Genomic DNA, 25,086 nt, shown 5'->3' on the forward strand with positions numbered 1-25,086 from the left:
TTCGACTTGCCCCCGATGGCAGTGGGTCAGTACCGCATGTGCTAGCTGATACTCCGCCATCGGGGGCAAGAGAGACGTGCTTATGTCCGAGATCCTCTGGCAACCCTCCGCCGAACGCATCCGCCACACCCGGATGGACCAGTTCCGGCGCTTTATCAATCAGCGCTACAGCGTGCAGCTCGACGACTACCCGGCGTTGCACCAGTGGAGCATCGACCAGCGCGCCGACTTCTGGCAGGCGATCGTGGCGTTTTTCGACGTGCAGTTTCGCAGCCCGCCCAGCGCGGTATTGATCGAAGGCGCCGCGATGCCCAGCGCCGAGTGGTTCCCCGACGCAACCCTGAACTTTGCCGAGCACCTGCTGCGCCGTCGCGACGCTCACCCCGCCGTGGTCGCCATCAGCGAAGACGGCCAGCGCGAGCAACTGAGCTACGCCGAACTGGCCGCCCACGTCGCCGGCCTGCAACGCAGCCTGCGGGCGGCCGGGGTCGGGCTGGGCGATCGGGTTGCCGCGTGCATGCCCAACACCTGGCAAACCCTGGTCGGCATGCTGGCCACCACCAGCCTGGGCGCGATCTGGTCGTGCTCATCGCCGGACTTCGGCACCCAAGGCGTGATCGACCGTTTCGGCCAGATCGAGCCCAAGGTGCTGATCGCCTGCGCCGGTTACCGCTACGCCGGCAAAACCATCGATCAGAGCGCCAAGCTCAACGAGATCCTCGAACGCCTGCCCTCCCTGCAGCACCTGATCGTCGTGCCGTATGCCCGGCCCCAGGCGCGGGTCGAGGACTATCGGAGCGACGCCAATGTCGCGCTGTGGAGTGACTTCTACCAACCCGGCGGCACGCCTGAGTTCGTCGCGGTGCCGTTCGACCATCCGCTGTATATCCTCTATTCCAGCGGCACCACCGGCGTGCCCAAATGCATCATCCACGGCACCGGCGGCGTGCTGCTCACCCACCTCAAGGAGCACGGCCTGCATGCGGACCTGTCCCGCGAGGATTGCCTGTTCTACTACACCACCTGCGGCTGGATGATGTGGAACTGGCTGGTTTCGGTACTCGCGCTCGGCGCCACCGCCGTGCTGTACGACGGTTCGCCGTTTCACCCTGGCCCCGAGCGCTTGATCGACCTGATCGACGCGGAACGGATCAGCGTGTTCGGCACCAGCCCCAAGTTCCTCGCCACCCTGGAAAAAGCCGGCCTGCAGCCGCGCCTGAGCCATGACCTGAGCAGCCTCAAGGGCCTGATTTCGACTGGCTCGCCGCTGTCGCCGCAGAGCTACGACTACGTGTACCGCGAGATCAAGGCCGAGGTGTGCCTGTCATCGATGTCTGGCGGCACCGATATCGTCTCCTGCTTCGTCATCGGCAACCCGGTGCTGCCGGTACGCCGCGGCGAAATGCAATGCAAGAGCCTGGCGATGGCCATCGAGGTGTGGGACGACCAGGGGCGGCCGTTGCTCGGTGAAAAAGGCGAACTGGTGTGTACCCGGCACTTCCCCGCCATGCCCATCGGCCTGTGGAACGACCCGCAGCAGAAAAAGCTGCGCGCCTCCTATTTCAGCCAATTCCCCGGCGTGTGGGCCCAGGGCGACTACGCCGAACAGCGGCCCAACGGCAGCCTGCTGATTCACGGGCGCTCCGACGCGGTGCTCAACCCTGGCGGCGTGCGGATCGGCACCGCCGAGATCTATCGGCAGGTGGAAAAAGTCCCGCAAGTGCTGGAAAGCCTGGCCATTGGCCAACGCTGGCAAGACGATGTGCGAGTCGTGCTGTTCGTGCGACTCGACGACGGCGTCGAACTGGATGACGCCCTCGAACAGCAGATCCGCCAGGTGATCCGCGCCAATACCACACCACGCCATGTACCGGCGAAGATCCTCGCTGTCAGCGATATCCCGCGCACCATCAGCGGTAAGATCGTCGAACTGGCGGTGCGCAATGTGGTACACGGCGAACCGGTGAAAAACACCGACGCGCTGGCCAACCCGGAGGCCCTGGCACAGTTTCGCGACCGACCTGAGCTGGCGCTTTAAGATGAAAGGTTTCAGCGCCAACGCACTCATTTGCAGAAAAAAGCCCAATGCATGCTATTTTTCGGGGGTAGTCACCCACCGTTATCCCACCGGATAATCGCTGTTGTCATTTTTCAAAGCGTTACGCTCAGGGCTTTTTATGAAGGAAACATCCACCGGTAGCGAAGCCGCCGCATTGATTGCGCGGCTGGACTGGGCCAAAAACCCCCTCGGTGAGGCCAATGATTGGCCGCAAAGCCTGCGTACCGCCGTGGATATCGTCGTCCACTCGCCGATGCCGATGCAGCTGTTGTGGGGCCGCGAACTCATCCAACTCTACAACGACGCCTTCGCCCTGCTGGCGGGCAACAAGCACCCCGACGCGATGGGCCAGCCGGCGCACCAGACCTGGCCGGAATTGCACAGTTTCACCGCGCCGATCTATGACGCGGTCTTCAGCGGCCAGGTGCGCGCCTTCAGCGAGCAGCGCTTTGTGCTGCAACGCAACCAGCGCGACACCGAGATCTGGCTCGACCTGACCTACAGCCCGATCCGCGATGAACGCGGCAGCGTCGCCGGCATCCTCGTCACCGCCATCGAAACCAACGAACGCCGCCAGTTCACCCAGGAACTGCAACAGCGCTCCGAAGCCAGCCTCAAAGCCCAGCAAAGCACCGAGCAACGCCTGCGCCACCTCAACGAAAACCTCGAAGAGCGTGTGGCCCAGCGCACCCTGGCACTGGCCGAGGCCAACCAGCGCCTGCAAAACGAGATGGTCGAACGCGAACGCGCCGAAGACGCCCTGCGCCACGCGCAGAAGATGGAAGCGGTGGGCCAACTCACCGGCGGCATCGCCCATGACTTCAACAATATGCTCACCGGCATCATCGGCAGCCTGGACCTGATGCAACGCTACATCGCCGCCGGGCGCAGCGACGACATCGGCCGCTTTGCCGACGCCGCCGTGGCCTCCGCCCATCGCGCCGCCGCCCTCACCCACCGCCTGCTGGCGTTCTCGCGGCGCCAGTCACTGGACCGCCGCCCGCTCGACCCGAACCAGTTGGTGGCCTCGCTGGAAGACTTGTTCCAGCGCACCAAGGGCGCGCACATCACGCTCAAGGTGCAACTGGGCCACGATATCTGGCCGGTGAACAGCGACGCCAGCCAGTTGGAGAACGCCCTGCTCAACCTGGTGATCAACGCGCGGGATGCGATGCCCGATGGCGGCGAACTGCTGATCGAAACCGCCAACAGCTACCTCGACGGCACCGACATCACCACCCCGGAACCGGTCAAGGCCGGTGATTACGTGATGCTCGGCGTGCGCGACAACGGCACCGGCATGGCGCCGAAAATCCTGGCCAAAGCCTTCGATCCGTTTTTCACCACCAAGCCCATCGGCCAGGGCACCGGCCTGGGGCTGTCGATGATCTATGGCTTCGCCCAGCAATCCGGCGGCCATGTGACCCTCCACAGCGAACCGGGCCAGGGCACCTGCGTGCGCTTGTATCTGCCGCGCCTGCACGGCACTTCCCTGGCAAGCAGCTTGCCGGCCAGCCTCAGTGAGGCCGCGCCCGTGGCCCTGGCCGGAGAGGCTGTGGTGGTGGTCGAGGACGACCCGGCGGTACGCATGCTGGTGGTCAATGTCCTCGATGAACTGGGCTACACCGCGCACCAGGCCGCGGATGCACGCACGGCCTTGCCGCTGCTGGAGTCGGACTTGCGCGTGGATTTGCTGGTGACCGACGTCGGTCTGCCGGGCATGAACGGCCGGCAACTGGCGGAAATCGCCCGTCAGCACCGCCCGGGCCTGCGCATCCTGTTCATGACCGGTTATGCGGAAAAAGCCGCCGAACGCCAGGGCTTTCTGGAAGACGGCATGGACATGGTGGCCAAGCCGTTTTCCATCGACGTGCTCGCCACCAAAATCCGCAGCATGATCAGCGTCGACGATCCAGTTCAGGCATAATCGCGCGCCGTCGCACACCCCGGTAGAGAACCATGAAAGCCCAAGCCCGCCATATCCTGGTGAAAACCAGTGAAGAAGCCGAACAGCTCAAGCAGCGCATCGCCAAGGGCGAAGCGTTCGACGTGCTGGCCAAGAAGTACTCCACCTGCCCGTCCGGCAAGCGCGGCGGCGATCTGGGCGAGATCCGGCCGGGGCAGATGGTCGGCGCGATTGATGCGGTGATCTTCAAGAAGCCGCTGCGGGTGGTGCATGGGCCGGTCAAGAGCAAGTTTGGGTATCACTTGGTGCAGGTGTTTTATCGGGATTGAGGGGTTGGCTTTAGGGCGCTATCGGGGGCAAGCCCCCTCCCACAGTTGACCGCATTGCGCGCACTGTGGGAGGGGGCTTGCCCCCGATCCGCCGCAGGCGGCCATTCACCGACTATCTAGGAATCAACGCCCCCGGCACTTGGATCACCCGGCTCGCCAACCGATGCCCGGCCAAGGCCGCCTCTTGCGGCGAGCCGCCCTTGAGCCGACTGGCCAGGTACGCCGCGCTGAACGAGTCCCCCGCCGCCGTGGTGTCCACCACCGTCTCGACCGGCAACGCCGGCACCGCAAAACGCTGGCCTGCGCAACGGAGCAAACAGTCCTCGGCGCCGCGCTTGAGCACGACTTCCGCGACTGCCGGATACGCTGCGAACACCTGCTCGCTGTCGGCATGACCAAACAACGCGCGCTCGTCATCCTCGGTCAGCAAGGCCATATCCACCTCGGCCAACACTTTGTGATAGGCCGCACGCGCCGCCTCGACACTCGCCCACAAACGCGGCCGGTAGTTGTTGTCGAACACCACCCGGCCGCCGCGCCGACGGGTTTCGATCAAGGCCTGCAACAAGCGCTCGCGCCCGACTTCACCGAGCACCGCCAGGGTGATGCCGCTGAAATACACCACGTCATAGCCCGGCAACGCTGCCAGGATCGGTGCGGCGGCGGGCGTGGTGAAGCAGTCGCGCACGGCCGCTTCGTTGCGCCAGTAGAGGAATTTGCGCTCGCCGTTGGCGTCGGTCTGGATGCAGTACAACCCCGGCAACCGCCCGGGCAGGCGCTGGACCATGCTCAGGCCCAGGCCTTCGTCGGTCCACTGTTGGCACATGGCGTCGCTGAAGCTGTCATCGCCCAGGGCGGTGACGTAGTCGACGTGGCCGAGCGCCCCCAACTCGCGGCGCAGGTACACCGCGGCGTTCAGGGTGTCGCCGCCGAAGCTCTGGTGCAGGCTGCCGTCGGCGCGGTGTTGCAGTTCGATCATGCATTCGCCGATGAGGGCGATGCGGGGTGTGGTGTTCATGCCTGTTGTCTCCGGTGCGGCTGATGGCCCCTTCGCGGGCGAGCCCGCTCCTACCTTTGAATGTGTTCACACATCCAAAGGGCGCAGCGGGTTTGCCCGCGATGGAGGCGACTCGGTCTAGAAGCAGGTATGCAGTGACTCGATCACCTGCAGTTGCTCATCCACCAGGCAACCGACCTGCCACTTGTCGAACGTCAGGCATGGGTGGGAAGTGCCGAAGGAAATAATGTCGCCGATGCGCAGCTCAACCCCCGGCGCGACGCTCATGAACGCATGTTGGTCCATCACCGCCGTGACCTTGCACGCGCTCACATCATCGCCTTGCGCCGGCACGATCCCAGCCTTGTAGCGCTTGAGCGGCACCGGCAAACCGGCGTCGTAGGCCACATCGCGCTTGCCCAGGGCGACCACCGCGAAGCCAGGCTCAGGCAACGATTGCACGTGGGCCCAGACTTCCAACGCCGGGCGCAGGCCTTCGCTGAGGTCGCTGCGCCGGTCGAGCACGCAGCATTGCGCGTCTTTGTAGATGCCATGGTCATGGGCCACGTAGCTGCCGGGACGCAGCACGCTGAGGAAACGCCCGGCGGCGTTTTGCGCTTCGAAGGACTCGGCGATCAGGTCATACCAGGCCGATCCCGACGCGGTGACGATGGGCTTGGCCAGGTCGAACGAGCCGTTGTTCTGCAGGTCCACCGCCAGGCGCACCAGGCTCGCGGCGAAGTCGCGGATGCCAGTGATGGCGTGTTCGCCGTGGATCACGCCTTCGTAGCCTTCGATACCGGTCAGGGCCAGCGCCGGCTGGGCCTTGATCGCCGTGGCCAGGTCGCGCACCTCTTGCTCGCTGCGGCAACCGCAACGGCCGCCGACCACGCCGTACTCGATCATCACGTTCAGGCGCAGGCCACGGGCGGCGAAGAACAGGCCCAGGTCGGCGACGTTGTCCGGGTGGTCGACCAGGCAGTGGAAGTCGAAGTCTGCGTCGGCCAGCAAGTCGGCGATCAACGCCATGTTCGGCGCGCCCACCAGTTGGTTGGCCATCAACACACGGCGCACACCGCCGGCATAGGCGGCGCGGGTCTGTACCGCGCTGGCCAGGGTGATGCCCCAGGCACCAGCGGCGATCTGGCGCTGGAACAGGGCCGGCATCATGCTGGTTTTGCCATGGGGCGCAAGCTCGGCGCCGCTGTTGCTGACAAAGGCCTGCATCCAGCGGATGTTGTGTTCGAGGGCGTCGCGGTGCAGCACCAGGGCCGGCAGGCTGACGTCACGGACCAGATGGGCGCCGACAGCGGCGGCGCCCTTTGCAACGGCGTTGATGGCAGGCATGAACTGCTCCTATTCGTTGATGCGACGGGCCAGGTTGTTGGCGCTTTCGATCAACACCCGGCGGTAGTCGTTGTAGTTTTTACTGGCATCGGCGCGGGGCGCGACGATGCACAGGGTCGCAATGCTGACGCCCTGCGCGTCCCGGACCGGGGCGGCAAAGCAATGGGTAAAGGTGTCGGCCACGCTGTCGAAGGAAAAGAAGCCATCGACGCTGGCCTGACGGATCTGTGCGAGGAAGGTCTCCAGCGGCAAGCGCTGGCCGTCCGGCAGGATGAAATCGTCGGGGTCGATCAGCTCGACGATCTGCTGGTCGCTCAAATGCCCCAGCAACAGACGCCCGGACGCGGTCCACGGGATCGGTGCGTTTTCGCCGATGTCCGAGGAAATCCGGAAATGCCGCTCGCCTTCACGCATCAGCGCCACCGTGTATTTGCGCCCGTTGAGCAGGCACATCTGCGCGGTTTCGTGGGTCTGGCTGACGATTGCCTGCAAGGCGTGGTCGGCCTCGCGGGTCAGGTCGAAATGGCGCAGGTGCGCCTGGCCGAGGAAGTACAGCTGACGGCCGAGGTAGACGTGCCCGTCCTTGCCCACGGTTTCCAGGATGCGGCGTTCCAGTAAGGAGGCGACCAACTCGTAGACCGTGGACTTGGGGCTGCCGATGCCGCTGGCGATATCATTCGGGCGCAGGGGCTGGCCGACTTCCTTGAGGAAATCGAGGATATCGAATGCACGGTCCAGGCCTTTGGCGCGGCGTTTGATGGTGTCTTCGGTCATGGAAGTTTCGGTCCGCTGAAAGGTATGTGCTGCACAGTGATCCCTTGTGGGAGGGGGCTTGCCCCCGATTGCAGTGTGTCAGTCAACACATCTGTTACTGGAGTACCGCTATCGGGGGCAAGCCCCCTCCCACATTGGATCTACTGTGGTTTCAAGAGTGGGGCATTTAGCCCTTTTTCTTGTAGGCCACGCAATCGATCTCGACCTTGCAATCCACCATCATGTTGGCCTGCACGCAGGCGCGTGCCGGGGCGTGTTCGGGGCTGAAGTATTCGCCGAAGACCTTGTTGAAGCTCCAGAAATCCCGTGGGTCTTCCAGCCACACGCCGACGCGCACCACGTCGTTCAAGGCGTAGCCAGCCTCTTCGAGAATCGCCACCACGTTGCGCATCGTCTGGCGGGTTTGCTCGACGATACCGCCGCTGATGATTTCACCGTCCACCGCTGGCACCTGGCCCGAGACGTAGAGCCAGCCGTCCGCTTCCACCGCGCGGGCGAAAGGCCGAGGCTGGCCGCCGCCGGCGGTGCTGCCGGTGCCGTAACGAGTAATGCTCATAAATAGTGCTCCTTGACTGACAGTTAAAAACGAATGTTCTTCAGGAATTCCGCCAGGCGCGGCGACTGCGGGCGTTCGAAGATGTCCTTCGCCGAGCCCTGTTCTTCAATGCGCCCCTGGTTCATGAAGACGATTTTGTCCGAGACTTCGTAGGCAAAGCGCATCTCATGGGTCACCAGCAACATGGTCATGCCCTCTTCCGCCAGGCCCTTGATCACACTGAGTACTTCGCCCACCAGTTCCGGGTCGAGGGCCGAGGTGACTTCGTCGAACAGCATCAGGCTGGGGTTCATCGCAATCGCACGGGCGATGGCCACGCGCTGTTGCTGGCCGCCGGACAACTGGCCGGGGAAGTGATTGCGGCGTTCCAGGAGCCCTACACGGTCCAACCATTTTTCCGCCAAGGCCACGGCTTCGTCCTTAGGCATTTTCTTAACTTTCAACAAGCCCAGGGTGACGTTCTGCAGCGCCGTCAGGTGCGGGAACAGGTTGAACTGCTGGAAGGCCATGCCGGTCATGGCGCGGTGCTGGGCGATCACCCGCTCCGGGTGGCGCACGCGCTTGCCGGCGATGTCGCTGTAGCCGATGGACTCGCCATCCAGGCTGATCTGCCCGCCCTGGAACTCTTCGAGCAGGTTGACGCAGCGCAGCAGCGTGGTCTTGCCCGAGCCGCTGGAGCCGATCAACGTCACCACGTTGCCGCGCTGCATGGACAGGTCGACGCCCTTGAGCACTTCCACCGTGCCGTATTGTTTGCGCAGGCCGCGAATGTCCAGCAGCGGTTGGGTCGTTTGAGGTTGGTTCATGGCAAGGCCACCCGCTTTTCAATGTAGCGCCCGAATAACTCGATGGCGTAGTTGATGACAAAAAACAGAACACCCGCGAACAGGTAGAACTCCAGGGTCATGAAGGTGCGCGCGATCACCTGCTGGGTGCTGAGCAGCAACTCGGCGACACCGATCACCGACAGCAGGGTCGAGGCCTTGACGATTTCCGTGGAGGAATTGACCCAGGTCGGCAAAATCTGCCGCAGCGCCTGGGGCAACAGCACGTAGCCCAGGGACTGGTGGAACGTCAGGCCAATCGCCTTGCCCGCTTCCATTTGCCCGCGGGGAATGGCCTGCAGCGCACCGCGCACGATCTCGGCGACATGGGAGCCGCAGAACAGTGTGAGCCCGACCGCACCGGCCTGGAACGCGCTGATCTGCCAACCGAGCGCCGGCAGCATGTAGAAACACGCCAGCACCAGCACAAACACCGGCGTGCCACGGATCAGGTCGACATACAGACGAAACGGCAGGCGCATCCAGAATCTGCCGTAGGTCAGGATCAACCCGGCGACGATGCCGATCAGGGTGCCGAAGATAATCGCCAGCGCCGAGACATAGACGCTGGCCTGGAACCCGGCCCAGAGGGTGTCCCGGGCGATCCACAACTCATGCAGCCAGCTGGGGGATTGGTACATGCGAGCCTCTTCTAACGACGGATTGCCAGACGCTGCTCCAGGTAACGCAGCAGCATGGCGATCAGGTAACAGGCGGCCACGTAGAGCGCGGTCGTAACCAGCCAGGTTTCAATCACCCGGTAGCTTTCGACGTTGATCTTGCGGGCGTAATAGGTCAGCTCCGGCACCGCGATCGCGGCGGCCAGCGAGGTGTCCTTGAACAGCGAAATGAAGTTGTTCGACAGCGCCGGCAGCACGTTGCGCAGCATCACCGGCACGGTGATATAGGCGCGGATCCGCCACTCGCCCAGGCCGATGGCCAACCCGGCTTCGCGCAAGCCCTTGGGAATATTCAGCAGCCCGGCGCGGAACACTTCGGTCAGGTAGGCACCGGCGTACAGCGACAGGGTGATGATGAACGACGGGATCTTGTCCAGGCGGATACCCAGGCTGGGCAAGGCGAAGTAGATCAACAGGATCAGCACCAGGATCGGCGTATTGCGCACCACCGTCACATACACCGAGGCCAACAGGCGCAGCGCGCGGTGCTTGGACAGCATGGCAAACGCCATCAGCAGGCCGATCACGCAACCGATGGCGATCGACAGCAGCGCCAGTTCGAGGCCCAGCCACAGCCCCGCCAGCAAGGTGTCGAAGTCGCGCCACACGGCGGCAAAGTTCAACTGATAGTTCATGGTCGACAGTACCTGATGGGGGCGCCGTTCGCGGCGCCCCGGTTTTCACGAATCACTTGAACTCGACGGGGAAACCAATCGCCGGCTCCGGCAGGTCGACGCCGAACCATTGCTTGAACGAGGCCTTGTAGGTGGGGAATTCCACACCGGTCATGGCTTCGTGCAGTGCGGTGTTGACGAAGTTCAGCCAGTCCTGGTCGCCACGCTTGACCGCGCACGCGTAGGTTTGCGGGCTCCAGGCATACGCCGGGCTGCGGTAGCGCCCAGGGTTCTGCACCATCAGGTACTTGACCGAAGACTGATCGGTGGCGGCGGCATCGGCGCGGCCGGAGTTCACCGCCTGGTACATCAGGTCGACGCTGTCGTACTGGTCGACCTTGGCCTTGGGCAGCGCCTGGTGGACCAGTTCTTCGGCGTAGACGTTTTGCAGCACGGCCACGGTGACGCCGTCGCCAGCAGCCTGCAGGTCCTCGATTTCCTTGTATTTGCTGTTGTTCGGCAGCAGCAGGCCGACGCCTTCGCGGTAGTACGGCAAGGTAAACGCCACCTGCTGCGCACGGCTGGCGGTGACGGTAATGAACTGGCAACTCATGTCGACTTTGTCGGTCAGCAGGTTGGGAATCCGCGCGTCGGAGGACTGCACCACAAACTCGACCTTGCTCGGGTCATTGAACAAGCCCTTGGCCACGATGCGGCCGATGTCGATATCAAACCCCTGCAACTTGCCATCCGCTCCCTGGAAGTGCCACGGCGCATTGGTACTGCCTGTACCCACGATCAGATGCCCACGCTTGAGCACATCATCGAGCTTGCTACCCGCCGCCTGCACAGTGCTTGCGAGGGAAGCCGATGCGGCGAAGAGAAAAACACACGCTTTGAACACGGAAGGTCGGTGATGCATGACAAGCACTCCAGGAATTGTGTATTCCGCTATACCGGAACTTAGTATGTAACAACGGAATAGACAGCAGAAAGTGTGCCATACGCACGAGTGGGAAAATAGGTTGTGAATAAACTCGTTTTAAATCAGCGATATAAACATTCATGCGGCACAAGGCGTATCGCCAGCAGGTGCAATCCCTCTGCTACCCAAGGCCCCACACTGTGGTGACAGGCTTACCTGGGTGCACCAGCCTGGCGTTACCGCGCACCGTGGCAGTGCGCGCACTTGAACGGGTTCTGACGGGCGTGCGAGCGACCTGTGAAGTTTGACAGTAGACGCAGGCGTTCTTCCCACCTAGCGTAAGCGCAGGTGCAACAGGGAGAAGCCCTCGTGAACTACGTCAACGCGGTGGTTGAGGACAAGGCTGCGTTTGAACGGGAACTGAATACCCCGCAGCCTGTGTTTATCGTGTTCATGTCACATGACTGCACCGCGTGCAGTGACGCGATGCCGCGCTTCATGCGAATCAGCGAGCGTTACAAGGACCAGGCCAAAGTCTTGATCCTTGACTGCGTCAACACGCCCAAGCATCCGCGTGTCGACCGCATTCCGATGCTGCTGATCTACCGCGACCAGGTACTGCTCGACGCCCTCCCCGGCCTTGCCGAAGACGCGCTGGAAAGCGCCTTCAAGCGGTACACCCAAGCCTATCCGGCCACGCCTGTGGCACCGCCCCCCGGAAAACCTGCATGAACCGTGGCGTCCGGCAACTCGCCGGCAATGGACTCAAGAATATCGGTCATGCTCAACACGCCGATGAACTCACCGCACTCGTTGATCACGAAGGCGATGTGGGTCGAGGCCTGGCGCATCTGTTCCAGGGCGTTGAGGATCGAGCAACTCGCCAGCAAGTTGATCGCCCGGCGCGCCAGTTGCTCAAGGTCCGGTTCGTTGCCGGCCAGGTAATCCTTGAGCAATTCCTTCTTATGCACAAAACCTAATGGCTCATCGACAGCACCGTTGCGGATCAACGGCAGGCGCGAGTAGGACGAACGCATCAGTTTCAGGCGGATAGTATCGCGATCGTCCGCCAAATCGATAAAGTCGACCTTGGCCCGTGGCGTCATCAAGCTGCGGATCGGCCGCGCGGCCAGTTGCAGCACGCCGCTGATCATTACGCGCTCACGTCGGTCGAACAGCGGGCCCTGAGTCACATCCGGCTCACCCAGCAGGTCAGCCACCTCTTCGCCCAGCTCTTCCTGCGCCAGACTGCGACCGCCGAGCAAGCGCATCACCGCATGGGCGGTGCGCTCACGCACGGGCAACACGCCTTGCGCCGACTTCTTGCGCCGGGCCCGGGCAATCTGGTTGAACACCTCGATCAGAATCGAGAAACCAATCGCCGCATACAGGTAGCCTTTCGGAATGTGGAAGCCCAGGCCTTCGGCGGTCAGGGCAAAACCGATCATCATCAAGAAGCCCAGGCACAGCATGATCACCGTCGGGTGCGCGTTGACGAAGCGGGTCAGCGGCTTGCTCGCGACGATCATCAGGCCGATGGAAATAATCACCGCGATCATCATCACCGCCAACTCATCGACCATGCCCACGGCGGTAATCACCGCGTCGAGGGAGAACACCGCGTCGAGCACCACGATCTGCGCGACGATCGGCCAGAACATCGCATAAGCCACATTGCCCGAGCGTTGCGCCACATGGCCTTCAAGGCGTTCATGCAATTCCATGGTGGCCTTGAACAACAGGAACACACCGCCGAACAGCATGATCAGGTCACGCCCGGAGAAGCTCTTGTCGAACACCTCGAACAACGGCTGGGTGAGGGTCACCAACCAGGAAATACTCGCCAGCAAGCCCAGGCGCATCAGCAAGGCCAGGGACAAGCCGATCAACCGCGCACGGTCGCGCTGCTCCGGCGGCAACTTGTCCGCCAGGATCGCGATAAACACCAGGTTGTCGATGCCCAGCACCAGTTCCAACACAATCAACGTCAACAGGCCAAGCCAGGCCGTAGGGTCCGCTAACCATTCCATTTATAGAGTCTCTTTATCGGTGTTCAGAATGCCGGGCACGGCAAAGCGCGGTCAGGGGACCGGGAAAGGGTTAACCATTGGAATACGAGGTGCTTCAGCGGGAACAGCGACAGCGGTTGTCTTGGAGAAAGACGACTGGGGGGCTCCGAAAGGGCGTTCATGCAAGTCCTGAAATAACAAAAGGACCTCAATCCTACATTCGAAATACAAATTCCCTACAACACAAAACCATTACAAAACCTGTCCCCCCCCCCCCCCCTAACACCCCATGTGGGAGGGGGCTTGCCCCCGATGACGGTGTATCAGCCAGCATATGAGTAACTGAAAAACCACTATCGGAAGCAAGTCAAATCGTCGCACCGCCCTCCCACACCTTGACCTGTGGCGTGTCAGGCTTTACGGGTCGCTTCATCCAGCGCCAATATGGTATGAGCATTCGTGACCGTGGTCGCAAGGGTGTTGATCACCCCCGACCGCAACGCCCCCAACGTGGCCGCCGCCTTGGTGTTCTCGCTGGCAATCGCCACCACATCCGGAATCCGGAACAACTCCTGCACCGTCAGCCCGATCACCCGCCCCTGGATGGCGTTGACCGCCGGCTGCCCGTGGATATCGATAAAGTCATACCCCATCATGTCGCCCACCGTGCCGGACAACCGCGCCTGGGCAATCTCCTGGGGCGAGAACCAGCCCATGCGTACCATGTTGCTGTTCTCGCTCATGTCGCCGATGCCGATCAGCGCAATGTCGGCACGCCGCGCCCGATCGAGGGTCGAGCGCACCGTGTCGTTATTGATCAGCACGCCGCGCAGTTCCGGGTTGGCCACCAGGGCCGGCGCGTACAGGCTTTCACTCTCGCCGCCAAAGCGCAGGGCCAGGCGCCGGCAGATATGGTCGGGGTTCATGTATTCGCCAGCCTTGAGCGAACCGCCGATGGCGCAGACAAATGTGCAATTGCGCGTCACCGGCAGGAACACGTTATCGGCCACCGCGCCAACGTTACGGCCCATGCCCACGGCGACGATCATGCCGTCGCTCAAAGTCTTGTTCAGGTAATTGGCCACCAGGCTGGCGACGGCCGAGCGCTGGGTGTCGGGGTCGCTGTGGTCGACGGCGATCAGGGCACGGTCGAGCTTGAAGCGCTCCACCAAGGCGCGTTCCAGCTCATTGTTCATCGCCGGGTGCTGCAACACGCGCACTTCGACAATGCCTTCATCGCGCGCACGTTTGAGCAGGCGGCTGACTTTTGCCCGCGACAGGTCAAAGCGCTTGGCAATGGCTTCCTGAGTGACGTTTTCGAGGTAATAGAGCATCGCCACTTCGGTCATCTGATCGATATCGCTGGCAATGCGCTGGCTACTGTCACTCATGGGGACGGGCTTCCGTTTCGGCGTCAAAGGCACATTCTCCCGACTCTTGCCCCGCCACGTCCACTACTGATGCCCATCGCGCTCGATCGCATTGATGCGCGCGACCTTGGCCCCGGAACGCGCCGCCTCGAACTCCGAGGCCAGGAACGCAGTGACGATGCTCTTGGCCAGCTCGGCGCCGATCACCCGTGCGCCGATGGACAGGATCTGCGCATCGTTGCTCTTGCGCGCGCGCTCCGCCGAGTACGTGTCATGGGCCTGTGCCGCGCGAATCCCCAACACCTTGTTCGCCGAGATGGCCATGCCGATCCCGGTGCCGCATACCAGCACGCCCAGGCGCTGCTGCCCGGCATTGATGGCATTGGCCACGGCCAGCGCGATGTCCGGATAGAGCACCGGCGCGGTGGAATGGGTGCCGAAGTCGGTCACCGGGTAGCCCAGCGTCTCGATATGGCGCTTTAACAGCTCTTTGAGCTCAAAACCCGCTTCATCGCATCCGATAGCCACCGGGAAAGGTGTGTTCATGGCGTCTGGCTCCGCTGCCGAGGTCGTACTTATGACTGATCAGATGATCACTCAGTGAAATATCGTTCAGTCATTTCGCGGGCATCACCCCCTCTCTGTCAAGCATGATTTAACTGACCCGGCAGTCAAAGCGGTCTAGAAAGGCGTTATTGGCGAAAAACATCAGAATCCCAGCTTTTACATGAAAGAGATTGACTGATCAGAATTTCATTTGATACACATATGCTCACAGCGAAACATGACTGTGCGACCTAATAAGAATTCACAGCACGAGGACACGCCGATGGCCACGCCATTACTGCTCCAGGCTGAACACGTCGCCAAGGCTTACGCCGGTATCCCTGCCCTGCGTGACGGGCGCCTCTCTCTGCGTGCCGGCAGCGTCCACGCCCTGTGCGGCGGTAATGGCGCGGGCAAGTCGACGTTCCTGAGCATCCTGATGGGCATCACCCCGCGCGACGCCGGCACCATCCTGCTCAACGGCACAGCGGTGCAGTTCAACCGCCCGAGTGAAGCCCTGGCATCGGGGATCGCAATGATCACTCAAGAGCTGGAACCCATCCCCTACATGACCGTCGCCGAAAATATCTGGCTGGGCCGAGAACCACGCCGCGCCGGCTGCATCGTCGACAACAAGGCCCTGAACCGGCGCACCCGCGAGCTGCTCGAAAGCCTGGAGTTCGACGTCGACGCCAGCAGCCCGATGCACCGCCTCAGCGTGGCGCAGATCCAACTGGTGGAAATCGCCAAGGCGTTCAGCCATGACTGCCAGGTGATGATCATGGACGAACCCACCTCAGCCATCGGCGAGCACGAAGCGCAGACCCTGTTCAAGGCGATCCGCCGCCTCACCGCCCGTGGCGCCGGCATCGTGTATGTGTCGCACCGCTTGAGCGAACTGGCGCAGATTGCCGATGACTACAGCATCTTCCGCGACGGCGCCTTCGTGGAAAGCGGGCGCATGGCAGATATCGACCGCGACCATTTGGTGCGCGGCATCGTCGGCCAGGAACTGACGCGCATCGACCACAAGGTCGGCCGCGAATGCGCCGCCGCCACCTGCCTGCAGGTCGACAATCTGAGCCGTAAAGGCGAGTTCCACGACATCAGCCTGCAACTGCGCCAGGGTGAGATCCTTGGCATCTATGGCCTGATGGGTTCGGGGCGCAGCGAGTTCCTCAATTGCATCTACGGGCTGACGGTGGCCGATTCCGGCAACGTCACCCTGCAAGGCAAGCCCATGCCGATCGGGCAGCCCAAGGCAACCATCGACGCCGGCATGTCGCTGGTCACCGAAGACCGCAAAGACAGTGGCCTGGTGCTGACCGGCAGCATTCTGTCGAACATCGCCCTGTCGGCCTACAAACGCCTGTCGAGTTGGTCGCTGATCAACGCGCGCAAGGAAACCCGCTTGGCCCAGGACATGGTCAAGCGCCTGCAGATCAAGACCGCCTCCCTGGAACTGCCGGTGGCCTCAATGAGCGGCGGCAATCAGCAGAAAGTCGTGCTCGCCAAATGCCTGTCGACCGAACCGGTGTGCCTGCTGTGCGACGAGCCCACTCGCGGCATCGACGAAGGCGCCAAGCAGGAGATCTACCACCTGCTCGACCAGTTCGTGCGTGCCGGCGGCGCCGCCATCGTGGTGTCGTCGGAAGCCCCGGAACTGCTGCACTTGAGCGATCGCATCGCCGTATTCAAAGGCGGCCGGCTGGTGACCATCAGCACCGACACCGCCCTTTCCCAGGAAGCCTTGTTGAGTCTTGCCTCATGAATGCCAAAACCCTGTCCACCCCAGCCACCTCCATCACCGCCGCGCCGCGCAATCGCCTGCGCCTGTCCCTCGACCGCTTCGGCCTGCCGCTGGTGTTTATCCTGCTGTGCGTGGTGATGGCGTTTTCCAGCGAATACTTCATGACCTGGCGCAACTGGATGGACATCCTGCGCCAGACCTCCATCAACGGCATCCTCGCCGTGGGCATGACCTACGTGATCCTGACCAAGGGCATCGACCTGTCCGTGGGTTCGATCCTCGCGTTTGCCGGGCTGTGCAGCGCGATGGTCGCGACCCAGGGTTACGGCCTGCTGGCGGCGGTGAGCGCCGGGATGTTCGCCGGGGCGATGCTCGGCGTGGTGAACGGCTTCATGGTCGCCAACCTGTCGATCCCGCCGTTCGTGGCAACCCTCGGCATGCTCAGCATTGCGCGCGGCATGACCTTCATCCTCAACGACGGCAGCCCGATCACCGACCTGCCGGATGCCTACCTGGCGCTGGGCATTGGCAAGATCGGTCCGATCGGCATCCCCATCATCATCTTTGCCGTGGTCGCGCTGATCTTCTGGATGGTGCTGCGCTACACCACTTACGGCCGCTATGTGTACGCGGTGGGCGGCAATGAAAAGAGCGCGCGCACCTCCGGCATCGGCGTGCGCAAGGTGATGTTTTCGGTGTACGTGGTCTCGGGCCTGCTCGCCGGGCTGGCCGGCGTGGTGTTGTCGGCGCGCACCACTTCCGCCCTGCCCCAGGCTGGGGTGTCCTATGAGCTGGACGCGATTGCCGCCGTGGTGATCGGCGGCACCAGCTTGTCGGGCGGCACCGGCAGCATTGTCGGCACGCTGTTCGGCGCGCTGTTGATCGGCGTGATCAACAACGGGCTGAACCTGCTCGGTGTGTCGTCCTATTACCAGCAGGTCGCCAAGGGCCTGATCATCGTGTTCGCAGTACTGATCGACGTGTGGCGCAAGAAAAAACGCTAGAGAACGACCCAACTACAACAATAACGGAGTTCCCCTCATGAAACTTGGTACCACCTTGGCCGCCGTGGCGGCCCTCTCCCTGCTCGCCAGCAGTATCGCCGTGGCCGCCGACGGCAAGACCTACAAGGTCGGCGCAGCCGTCTACGGCCTCAAGGGCCAGTTCATGCAGAACTGGGTCCGCGAGCTCAAGGAACACCCGGCGGTCAAGGACGGCACCGTGCAATTGACCGTGTTCGACGGCAATTACGACGCCCTGACGCAGAACAACCAGATCGAAAACATGGTGACCCAACACTACGACGCGATCCTGTTCGTGCCCATCGACACCAAGGCCGGCGTCGGCAGCGTGAAGCAGGCCATGAGCAACGACGTGGTGGTGATCGCCTCCAACACCAAAGTGGCCGACGCCGCCGTGCCGTATGTGGGCAACGACGACGTCGAAGGCGGCCGCCTGCAGGCCCAGGCCATGGTCGACAAGCTCAACGGCAAGGGTAACGTGGTGATCATCCAGGGCCCGATTGGCCAGTCGGCGCAGATCGACCGGGAAAAAGGCGAGCTGGAAGTGCTGGGCAAACACCCCGGCATCAAGATCATCGAGAAAAAAACCGCCAACTGGGACCGCGCCCAGGCCCTGGCGCTGACTGAAGACTGGCTCAACGCCCACCCCAAAGGCATCAACGGCGTGATCGCGCAGAACGACGACATGGCCCTGGGCGCTGTGCAGGCCCTGAAGTCCCACGGACTGACCTCCAAGGACGTGCCCGTCACCTCGATCGACGGCATGCCGGATGCGATCCAGGCGGCGAAGAAAGACGAAGTCACCACCTTCCTCCAGGACGCCCAGGCCCAGTCCCAAGGCGCATTGGACGTGGCATTGCGCGCCCTCGCCGGCAAGGACTACACACCGCAATCGGTGATCTGGGAACGTTATGCCAAGGACGTGAAATGGGCCGACGGCACCGCCAAGACCTACATCCTGCCGTGGGTGCCGGTGACCAACGCCAATGCCGACGCGCTGTACCAACAAGTCAGCGGCGGCAAGTAACTACTGGCTTAAAACACACTCAAGTGTGGGAGCAAGTGTGGGAGCAAATGTGGGAGGGGGCTTGCCCCCGATAGCGGTGCACCAGTGATAGATCAGGTGACTGACACACCGCCATCGGGGGCAAGCCCCCTCCCACATTGAATCTCCAGTGCTATTAAAAGAGGAGTCATTCATGTCTGGATTCTGGAACCAAGCCTTCGACCTCACCGGCCGTTGCGCGGTGATCACCGGCGGTGCCGCCGGCATCGGCCTGGCCTGCGCCAGCCTGCTGGTCGAACGCGGCGCGCGGGTGGCGCTGCTGGACCGCGACCCGGCGGTGGTGGCCGTGGCCGCCAGCCTCGGCGCCGAGCATCTGGGCATTGCCGTCGACCTCAGCCAGATCGACCAGGTGCAACACAGCGTCGACCGGGTTTTCGCCCACTTCCAACGCCTCGATTACCTGATCAACAGCGCCGGCGTGGCCTTGCTGGACAAGGCCATCGACGTCAGCGAAAGCGCCTGGGACACCACCCTCGACATCAACCTCAAGGCCAGCTTCTTTGTCGCCCAGGCCTGCGCCCGGCACATGCTCGCCCAGGGCGGCGGGCGCATCGTCAACCTGGCCTCCCAGGCCGCGGTGATCGGCCTGGACCGGCATGTCGCGTATTGCGCGAGCAAAGCGGCCATCGTCGGCATGACCAAGGTATTGGCCATGGAATGGGCGCCACAGATCAACGTCAACGCCATCTCCCCCACCATCGTCGAGACCGCGCTGGGCAAGCAGGCCTGGGCCGGCGAAGTCGGCGAACGGGCCAAATTGCAGATCCCGGCGGGCCGCTTTGCCCAGCCGGAAGAAATCGCCGGGCTGGCGTTGTACCTGCTCAGCGACGCGGCACAAATGATCACCGGCGCCAACATGGTGATCGACGGCGGCTACAGCATTCAATAATTCATCTATTTGTCGTGAGGTTTTGTCATGTCCACCGTTACCGAACGCACGCCCGAGCAACTCACCCCGATCATCCCGAAAACCATGCAGGCCGTGGTCTGCCATGGCCCGGAAGACTACCGCCTGGAAACCGTCGACGTGCCCACCCCCGGCCCCGATGAAATCCTCACCAAGGTCGAGCTGTGCGGCATTTGCATGGGCGACATCAAGACCTATCGCGGCGCCCCGTCGTTCTGGGGCGACGCCGAGCAACCGCGCTACGTCAAGCCGCCGATGATCCCCGGCCACGAATTCGTCTGCCGCGTGGTAGCCCTCGGCCCCGGCGCGGAAAAGCGCGGGGTGAAGGTCGGCGACCGGGTGATCTCGGAACAGATCGTGCCGTGCTGGGGTTGCCGCTTCTGCAACCACGGCCAGTACTGGATGTGCCAGAAACACGACCTGTATGGCTTCCAGAACAATGTGCAGGGCGCCATGGCGCAGTACATGATCTTCACCAAGGAAGGCATCATCCATAAGGTGCCGGACTCGATTGCGCCGGACGAGGCGATCCTGATCGAACCGCTGGCCTGCTCGCTGCACGCGGCGGAGCGCGCCAATGTAGATTTCGACGACGTGGTGGTGGTCGCCGGCGCCGGTACGCTGGGCCTGGGGATCATCGGCGCGGTACGCATGCGCAATCCGAAAAAACTGATCGTGCTCGACATGAAACCCGAACGCGCCGCCCTCGCCCTGCGCATGGGCGCCGACGAAGTGTGGAACCCGGCCGAGGTGGACGTGCTGGCGAAGATCCGCGCAATCACCGACGGCTACGGCTGCGACATCTATATCGAAGCCACCGGTCATCACAAGGCCGTCAACCAGGGCCTGGCGATGCTGCGCAAACTCGGGCGATTCGTTGAGTTCAGCGTGTTCAACGACGAGGCTACGGTGGATTGGTCGATCATCGGCGACCGCAAGGAACTGGACATCCTCGGCTCGCACCTGGGGCCGTACATGTACCCGCGCGCCATCGACTTTATCGGCAACCGCAAGATCGACATGCGTGACGTCGTGACCCACAAGTTCGCCCTGGCGGACTTCAAGGAAGCGTTTGCGGTGATGGAGCGAGGCGACAAATCACTCAAGGTCGTCCTCGAACCCTAAGCACACCACACTGAACAGCTGTGAACCCATAAAACAAGAACACAGGAACCCGCGTTATGAATCGAGTCATCAACGATCCGGACCACGTGGTCGAGGACATGCTGCGCGGCATCCTGGTCGCGCATCCGCAATTGCGCCAGTACGAAACCAATCCACGGGTCATCGTCAAAGCCAAACCGTCGGGCCAAGGCCGCGTCGGCATCGTCACCGGCGGCGGCTCGGGCCATGAGCCGGCCTTCCTCGGCTACGTCGGCCCCGGCCTGGTCGACGCCGTGGCCGTCGGCGAGATCTTTTCCTCGCCCACCGCCAAGAGCTTCTTCGATGCGTTCCGCGCCGCCGACCACGGCGCTGGCGTGGCCTGCCTGTACGGCAACTATGCCGGCGACAACATGAACGTGAAGCTGGCAATGAAAATGGCCGCCAGCAAAGACATGCGTATCCGCACCGTGGTCGCCAACGACGACGTGGCGTCCGCGCCCAAGGCCGAGATCGCCAAGCGGCGCGGCGTGGCCGGGGAAATCTTCATGTGGAAGATCGGCGGTGCCGCCGCTGCCCAGCACTACGACCTGGACGGTGTGATCCGCGTCGCCCAGAAAGCCGTCGACCACTGCCGCTCGATCGGCATCGGCCTCACCCCCTGCACCATTGCCGCCGTGGGCAAGCCGAACTTCGAGATTGCGGACGGCCAGATGGAACTGGGCATCGGCCATCACGGCGAACCGGGCATCGAAGTCATCCCGATCGAACCCGCCGCCGCCATGGCCGAGCGCATGCTCGCGCCGATCCTCGCCGACCGCGACTTCAGCCAGGACGACAGCGTGGTGGTGCTGGTCTCCGGCCTCGGCGCCACGCCGGTGATGGAGTTGTATATTTTCTACGCCGAGGTGGAACGCCAACTCACCGCCAAGGGTTTGAAAATCCACCGTTGCTACGTGGGCAACTACTTCACGTCCCTGGAAATGATGGGCGTGACCCTGACCCTGCTCGGCCTCGACACCGAGCTGAAAACCCTGATCGACCAACCCTGCCGTTCCATCGGCATGACCCAGGCGGAGTGAACCATGAGCGAGCATTTTTCCACCCGCGACGGCAGCGCCATCGTCGCCGACCTGGTCAGCGTGATCGTGGCCAACCGTGAGTACCTCAGCGAAATCGACGGCGCGATTGGCGACGGCGACCACGGCATCAACATGGCCAAGGGCTTCGCCCATTGCGGGCGTGCGATCGAAGGCCGCCAACTGAGCCTGGCCGAAGCCCTGGACGAACTGACCCTGAGCCTGATGGAAGGCATCGGCGGCTCCATGGGGCCGTTGTACGGCAGCCTGTTTATCGGCATGGCCGATGAAGTGCGCGGCTGCGAAGACATCGACGCGGCCACCTTCACTCACCTGCTGCGCGGCGGCCTGACCTCGTTGCAGGACATCACCGAGGCCGGCGTGGGTGACAAGTGCCTGATGGACACCTTGATCCCGGCGGTCGAAGCATTCGAGCGGGCCCATGCGCAGGGGGCGTCCTTCGGCGATGCGCTCGACGCGATGAAAACCGCCGCCTCACAGGGGCGCGACTCGACCAAGGACCTGGTGGCCAAGATCGGCCGCGCCAGCCGCCTGGGCGAACGCTCACTGGGCGTGCTGGATGCCGGCGCGGTGTCGTGCTGCCTGATCCTCACCCGCCTGGCCGATTCCGTGCAGCCGCGGCTGGTGTAACGCCTCAGGCTGGCGCTTGCTTGACCTGCTGGATATACCGCGCCACCGCCGGCGCTTGCTCGAAGCGCCGGTGAATCAACGACAGCCACGACGCCGCCTCACTGCCCTGGATACTGCGATAGACCACGCCCGGCAGACTCACATGCCCGACCACCGACGCCGGCACCACGGCCACGCCCTGCCCCAACGACACCAATGCCACCACCGCGACCAACCCGCCCGGCTGCGGCCCCAGGCGCGGCGCATAACCGCCTTGGGCGGCGACGTGCAACGTGCCGCTGATCTGCTCCGGCAGGATAAACGTCTCGTTTTGCAGATGCTCGCAACCGATGCCCTTCAAGCCCAGTAACCAGGAATCCTGGGGCAGCGCCAGCACGAAACCTTCGCGGTGCAGGCGTACCGCCTCCACGCCGTCGGGCAACGTCATCGGCGAACGGATGTAGCCTATGTCGTAGCGCCCATCCGCCACCGCGCCGGGCAAGGTCGCCATCGCACATTCGCGCACGTTCACGCTGACGTCGGGAAACGCCTGGCTGAACCCGTGCATTTGTCGCTGCAACACCCCGGAATACACCGCCGAAGCCACGTAGCCCAATTCGATGTGGCCGGTCTCGCCACGCCCGGCACGCTGGGCACTGCGCTGGGCAAATTCGAATTGACGCACGGTGGCTTCGGCCTCGACCAGCAGCGCCGCGCCGGCTTCGGTCAGGCTGACTTCGCGCTGCTGACGGATAAACAAGCGCGTGCCCAGGCTGGTTTCCATGTCCTGGATCTGCCGGCTCAAGGTCGGCGGGGCGATGCCCAACTGCTCGGCGGCGCGAGTGAAGTTGCGCTGTCGGGCCACGGCCAGGAAGTAGCGAAAATGGCGGATGTCCATACGAAGATTAGCTCAAAGGTAATGAAGTGCTTCGCCGTGGCTAACAAAGGCAGCAGCGTGCGGGGATAAGCTCAAGGTACTTCAACAGTAGAGAGCCCTTGCGATGTCCGTCAACTGCCTTTTCCATATTGCCTGTAGGGTAATTACAGCATGAGCCGGGTCAGTCCACGCCTGACACTGCTGACCGCTTCCGGCGTCTGCTCGCTGATCGTGCTCGACACCAATATCGTCGCCGTCACCCTGCCGAGTATCGCCCGCGACCTGGGGGCCAACTTCGCGGATATCGAGTGGGTGGTCAGCGCCTATATGCTCGCCTTCGCCGCGCTGTTGTTGCCCGCCGGCAGCGTCGCCGACCGCTTCGGCCGCAAGAGGAGCCTGATCTGGGGCCTGGGTATTTTCATCCTCGCCTCCCTCGGCTGCGGCGCCGCGCCCAGCGCGCTGTGGCTGGATATCGCGCGCGCCGTCAAAGGCGTCGGCGCCGCGCTGCTGCTCACCTCGGCGCTCGCCTCCATTGGCCACACCTTCCACGACGAAGTGGAGCGGGCCAAGGCCTGGGCGTTCTGGGGCGCGTGCATGGGCGTGGCAATGACCGCCGCACCGACCCTCGGCGGCTTGATCACCGAGTACCTGGGCTGGCGCTGGATTTTCTACCTCAACCTGCCGGTGGGCCTGGGGTTGATGGCGCTGGTGCTGCACGCCATCCCCGAGTCCCGCGATACCCTGGCTGCGCGGCTCGACCCGTGGGGCAGCCTGGCATTCAGCGCCAGCCTGCTGTGTTTGATCTGGGGGTTGATCGAGGCCAACCGCATCGGCTGGGACAACCCGCTGACCTACGCGCGCCTGCTCGGTGGCGGGTTGCTCCTGGGCGTTTTCGTGCTGGTCGAGCGGCTGCAGCAGCGGCCGATGGTCGACCTGCAACTGTTCCGTCACCCGCGCTTTATCGGCGCCCTGCTGGGCATGTTCGCCTACGCCGGCTGCGCCCAGGTGATGATGACGTTGCTGCCGTTTTACCTGCAGAACGGCCTGGGCTTTTCGGCGATTGCCTCGGGCCTGGGCATGCTGCCGTTCGCGCTGACAATGCTGATTGGCCCACGGATCGGCGCACGCCTGGCGCAACGCTTGGCGCCGGCGACCATGATGGCCAGCGGTTTGACCCTCGTCGGCTGCGGCAACCTGTTGAGCGCCTGGGCGCTGAATGTCGGCGGCTACCTGCCCTTCGCCCTGGCGATTGCAGTCACCGGGGCCGGTGCCGGTTTGCTCAACGGTGATACGCAGAAAAACATCATGGCCTGCGTGCCACGGGAGCGTGCGGGGATGGCCTCGGGCATGAGCACCACCATGCGTTTCAGCGCGATCATGTTGGCGATTGGCGTGTATGGGGCACTGCTGAGCAGCCACAGCGAACAGTTGTTGCGCGAAAGTATCGACCCGCAATGGCAGGCGCAGGTGGCGGGAATCGCTTCGCGGGTGGTGGCGGGTGATATGCCGGCGGCGCTGAACCTGGTGCCCGAGGCGGCGCGGGTGAGGCTGCAACCGCTGGCGCGGCAGGCGTTTGTGGACGGGTTCAGCGGGGTGTTGTGGGTGGCAGGGTTATTGGGATTGCTCGGAGCGCTGGTGGTGGGGAGGCTGATGCGCAAGCCGATACCCACACCGAACTAAATGTGGGAGGGAGCAAGCTCCCTCCCACAGGTATTAGC

23 protein-coding genes and 1 pseudogene are annotated in these 25,086 nt (G+C 63.2%); 12 read left to right on the plus strand and 12 right to left on the minus strand.

Features of this window, described 5'->3' with window-relative positions:
• Positions 1-82 precede the first annotated feature (82 nt).
• From TU80_RS22335 to TU80_RS22345, 3 genes are all read left to right on the plus strand, one after another.
• Positions 83-2,038 carry an acetoacetate--CoA ligase gene (locus TU80_RS22335; RefSeq protein WP_057005436.1) on the plus strand — a complete coding sequence of 652 codons (1,956 nt, stop codon included), beginning with the start codon at positions 83-85 and terminating at the stop codon, positions 2,036-2,038.
• Between the two features lie 139 nt (positions 2,039-2,177).
• Complete coding sequence (locus tag TU80_RS22340) at positions 2,178-3,986, plus strand: ATP-binding protein (RefSeq protein ID WP_057005437.1); 1,809 nt, start codon at positions 2,178-2,180, stop codon at positions 3,984-3,986.
• Positions 3,987-4,018: 32 nt separating this feature from the next.
• A complete protein-coding gene (locus TU80_RS22345; RefSeq protein ID WP_046383114.1) occupies positions 4,019-4,294 on the plus strand; it encodes a peptidylprolyl isomerase in 276 nt (91 codons plus the stop codon).
• A 112-nt stretch (positions 4,295-4,406) separates the two neighbouring features.
• Here the strand turns inward: TU80_RS22345 and TU80_RS22350 are convergent, their stop codons facing one another.
• The 8 genes from TU80_RS22350 to TU80_RS22385 form a co-directional block, all read right to left on the minus strand.
• Positions 4,407-5,312: a sugar kinase gene (locus TU80_RS22350; protein WP_057005438.1), complete on the minus strand. Its 906-nt coding sequence runs from the start codon at positions 5,310-5,312 to the stop codon at positions 4,407-4,409.
• A 117-nt stretch (positions 5,313-5,429) separates the two neighbouring features.
• A complete protein-coding gene (locus tag TU80_RS22355; RefSeq protein ID WP_017846647.1) occupies positions 5,430-6,638 on the minus strand; it encodes an amino acid deaminase in 1,209 nt (402 codons plus the stop codon).
• Between the two features lie 9 nt (positions 6,639-6,647).
• Positions 6,648-7,412: an IclR family transcriptional regulator gene (locus tag TU80_RS22360; RefSeq protein ID WP_057005439.1), complete on the minus strand. Its 765-nt coding sequence runs from the start codon at positions 7,410-7,412 to the stop codon at positions 6,648-6,650.
• Between the two features lie 166 nt (positions 7,413-7,578).
• Entirely contained in the window at positions 7,579-7,968 is a 390-nt protein-coding gene (locus tag TU80_RS22365; protein WP_017846649.1) for a RidA family protein, read from the minus strand.
• 23 nt (positions 7,969-7,991) lie between these two features.
• Positions 7,992-8,774 (minus strand): amino acid ABC transporter ATP-binding protein, encoded by a 783-nt coding sequence (locus tag TU80_RS22370; RefSeq protein ID WP_017846650.1) that lies wholly within the window; start codon positions 8,772-8,774, stop codon positions 7,992-7,994.
• Positions 8,771-9,433 carry an amino acid ABC transporter permease gene (locus TU80_RS22375; RefSeq protein WP_046383112.1) on the minus strand — a complete coding sequence of 221 codons (663 nt, stop codon included), beginning with the start codon at positions 9,431-9,433 and terminating at the stop codon, positions 8,771-8,773. The genes TU80_RS22370 and TU80_RS22375 overlap by 4 nt, the downstream gene beginning before the upstream one ends.
• Positions 9,434-9,444: 11 nt before the next feature.
• Positions 9,445-10,107: an amino acid ABC transporter permease gene (locus TU80_RS22380; RefSeq protein WP_046383111.1), complete on the minus strand. Its 663-nt coding sequence runs from the start codon at positions 10,105-10,107 to the stop codon at positions 9,445-9,447.
• 52 nt (positions 10,108-10,159) lie between these two features.
• Complete coding sequence (locus TU80_RS22385) at positions 10,160-11,008, minus strand: transporter substrate-binding protein (protein ID WP_017846653.1); 849 nt, start codon at positions 11,006-11,008, stop codon at positions 10,160-10,162.
• Between the two features lie 372 nt (positions 11,009-11,380).
• Between TU80_RS22385 and TU80_RS22390 the strand changes: the two genes are divergently transcribed.
• Positions 11,381-11,743: a thioredoxin family protein gene (locus TU80_RS22390; RefSeq protein ID WP_057005440.1), complete on the plus strand. Its 363-nt coding sequence runs from the start codon at positions 11,381-11,383 to the stop codon at positions 11,741-11,743.
• Between the two features lie 2 nt (positions 11,744-11,745).
• Here the strand turns inward: TU80_RS22390 and TU80_RS22395 are convergent.
• The 3 genes and pseudogenes from TU80_RS22395 to rpiB form a co-directional block, all read right to left on the minus strand.
• Positions 11,746-13,041 (minus strand): annotated as a pseudogene (locus TU80_RS22395) (TerC family protein); the annotation flags it as partial.
• A 389-nt stretch (positions 13,042-13,430) separates the two neighbouring features.
• A complete protein-coding gene (locus TU80_RS22400; protein ID WP_017846656.1) occupies positions 13,431-14,411 on the minus strand; it encodes a sugar-binding transcriptional regulator in 981 nt (326 codons plus the stop codon).
• A gap of 63 nt (positions 14,412-14,474) precedes the next feature.
• Positions 14,475-14,936 carry a ribose 5-phosphate isomerase B gene (gene rpiB / locus TU80_RS22405; protein WP_017846657.1) on the minus strand — a complete coding sequence of 154 codons (462 nt, stop codon included), beginning with the start codon at positions 14,934-14,936 and terminating at the stop codon, positions 14,475-14,477.
• A gap of 283 nt (positions 14,937-15,219) precedes the next feature.
• On the opposite strand from rpiB, the gene TU80_RS22410 reads away from it, so the two are divergent.
• From TU80_RS22410 to dhaL, 7 genes are all read left to right on the plus strand, one after another.
• On the plus strand, positions 15,220-16,707 hold the full coding sequence (locus tag TU80_RS22410; RefSeq protein WP_046383108.1) for a sugar ABC transporter ATP-binding protein: 1,488 nt from the start codon (positions 15,220-15,222) through the stop codon (positions 16,705-16,707).
• Positions 16,704-17,690, plus strand: coding sequence for an ABC transporter permease (locus TU80_RS22415; protein ID WP_017846659.1), 987 nt, complete (start codon positions 16,704-16,706; stop codon positions 17,688-17,690). The genes TU80_RS22410 and TU80_RS22415 overlap by 4 nt, the downstream gene beginning before the upstream one ends.
• 37 nt (positions 17,691-17,727) lie before the next feature.
• Complete coding sequence (locus TU80_RS22420) at positions 17,728-18,735, plus strand: substrate-binding domain-containing protein (protein WP_057005442.1); 1,008 nt, start codon at positions 17,728-17,730, stop codon at positions 18,733-18,735.
• Between the two features lie 172 nt (positions 18,736-18,907).
• Positions 18,908-19,663, plus strand: a complete 756-nt coding sequence (locus tag TU80_RS22425; protein WP_057005443.1) for an SDR family oxidoreductase — start codon at positions 18,908-18,910, stop codon at positions 19,661-19,663.
• A gap of 27 nt (positions 19,664-19,690) precedes the next feature.
• Positions 19,691-20,806 (plus strand): MDR/zinc-dependent alcohol dehydrogenase-like family protein, encoded by a 1,116-nt coding sequence (locus TU80_RS22430; protein ID WP_046383106.1) that lies wholly within the window; start codon positions 19,691-19,693, stop codon positions 20,804-20,806.
• A gap of 56 nt (positions 20,807-20,862) precedes the next feature.
• Positions 20,863-21,864, plus strand: coding sequence for a dihydroxyacetone kinase subunit DhaK (locus TU80_RS22435; protein ID WP_046383105.1), 1,002 nt, complete (start codon positions 20,863-20,865; stop codon positions 21,862-21,864).
• A gap of 3 nt (positions 21,865-21,867) precedes the next feature.
• Positions 21,868-22,512, plus strand: coding sequence for a dihydroxyacetone kinase subunit DhaL (gene dhaL / locus TU80_RS22440; RefSeq protein WP_057005444.1), 645 nt, complete (start codon positions 21,868-21,870; stop codon positions 22,510-22,512).
• A gap of 4 nt (positions 22,513-22,516) precedes the next feature.
• Here the strand turns inward: dhaL and TU80_RS22445 are convergent, their stop codons facing one another.
• Positions 22,517-23,389, minus strand: coding sequence for a LysR family transcriptional regulator (locus TU80_RS22445; protein WP_057005445.1), 873 nt, complete (start codon positions 23,387-23,389; stop codon positions 22,517-22,519).
• A 150-nt stretch (positions 23,390-23,539) separates the two neighbouring features.
• On the opposite strand from TU80_RS22445, the gene TU80_RS22450 reads away from it, so the two are divergent.
• Positions 23,540-25,048: an MFS transporter gene (locus TU80_RS22450; RefSeq protein WP_057005446.1), complete on the plus strand. Its 1,509-nt coding sequence runs from the start codon at positions 23,540-23,542 to the stop codon at positions 25,046-25,048.
• Positions 25,049-25,086: the final 38 nt, after the last annotated feature.

The sequence above is a fragment of the Pseudomonas veronii genome (assembly GCF_001439695.1).
In the GTDB taxonomy this organism is placed as follows: Bacteria; Pseudomonadota; Gammaproteobacteria; order Pseudomonadales; family Pseudomonadaceae; genus Aquipseudomonas; species Aquipseudomonas veronii.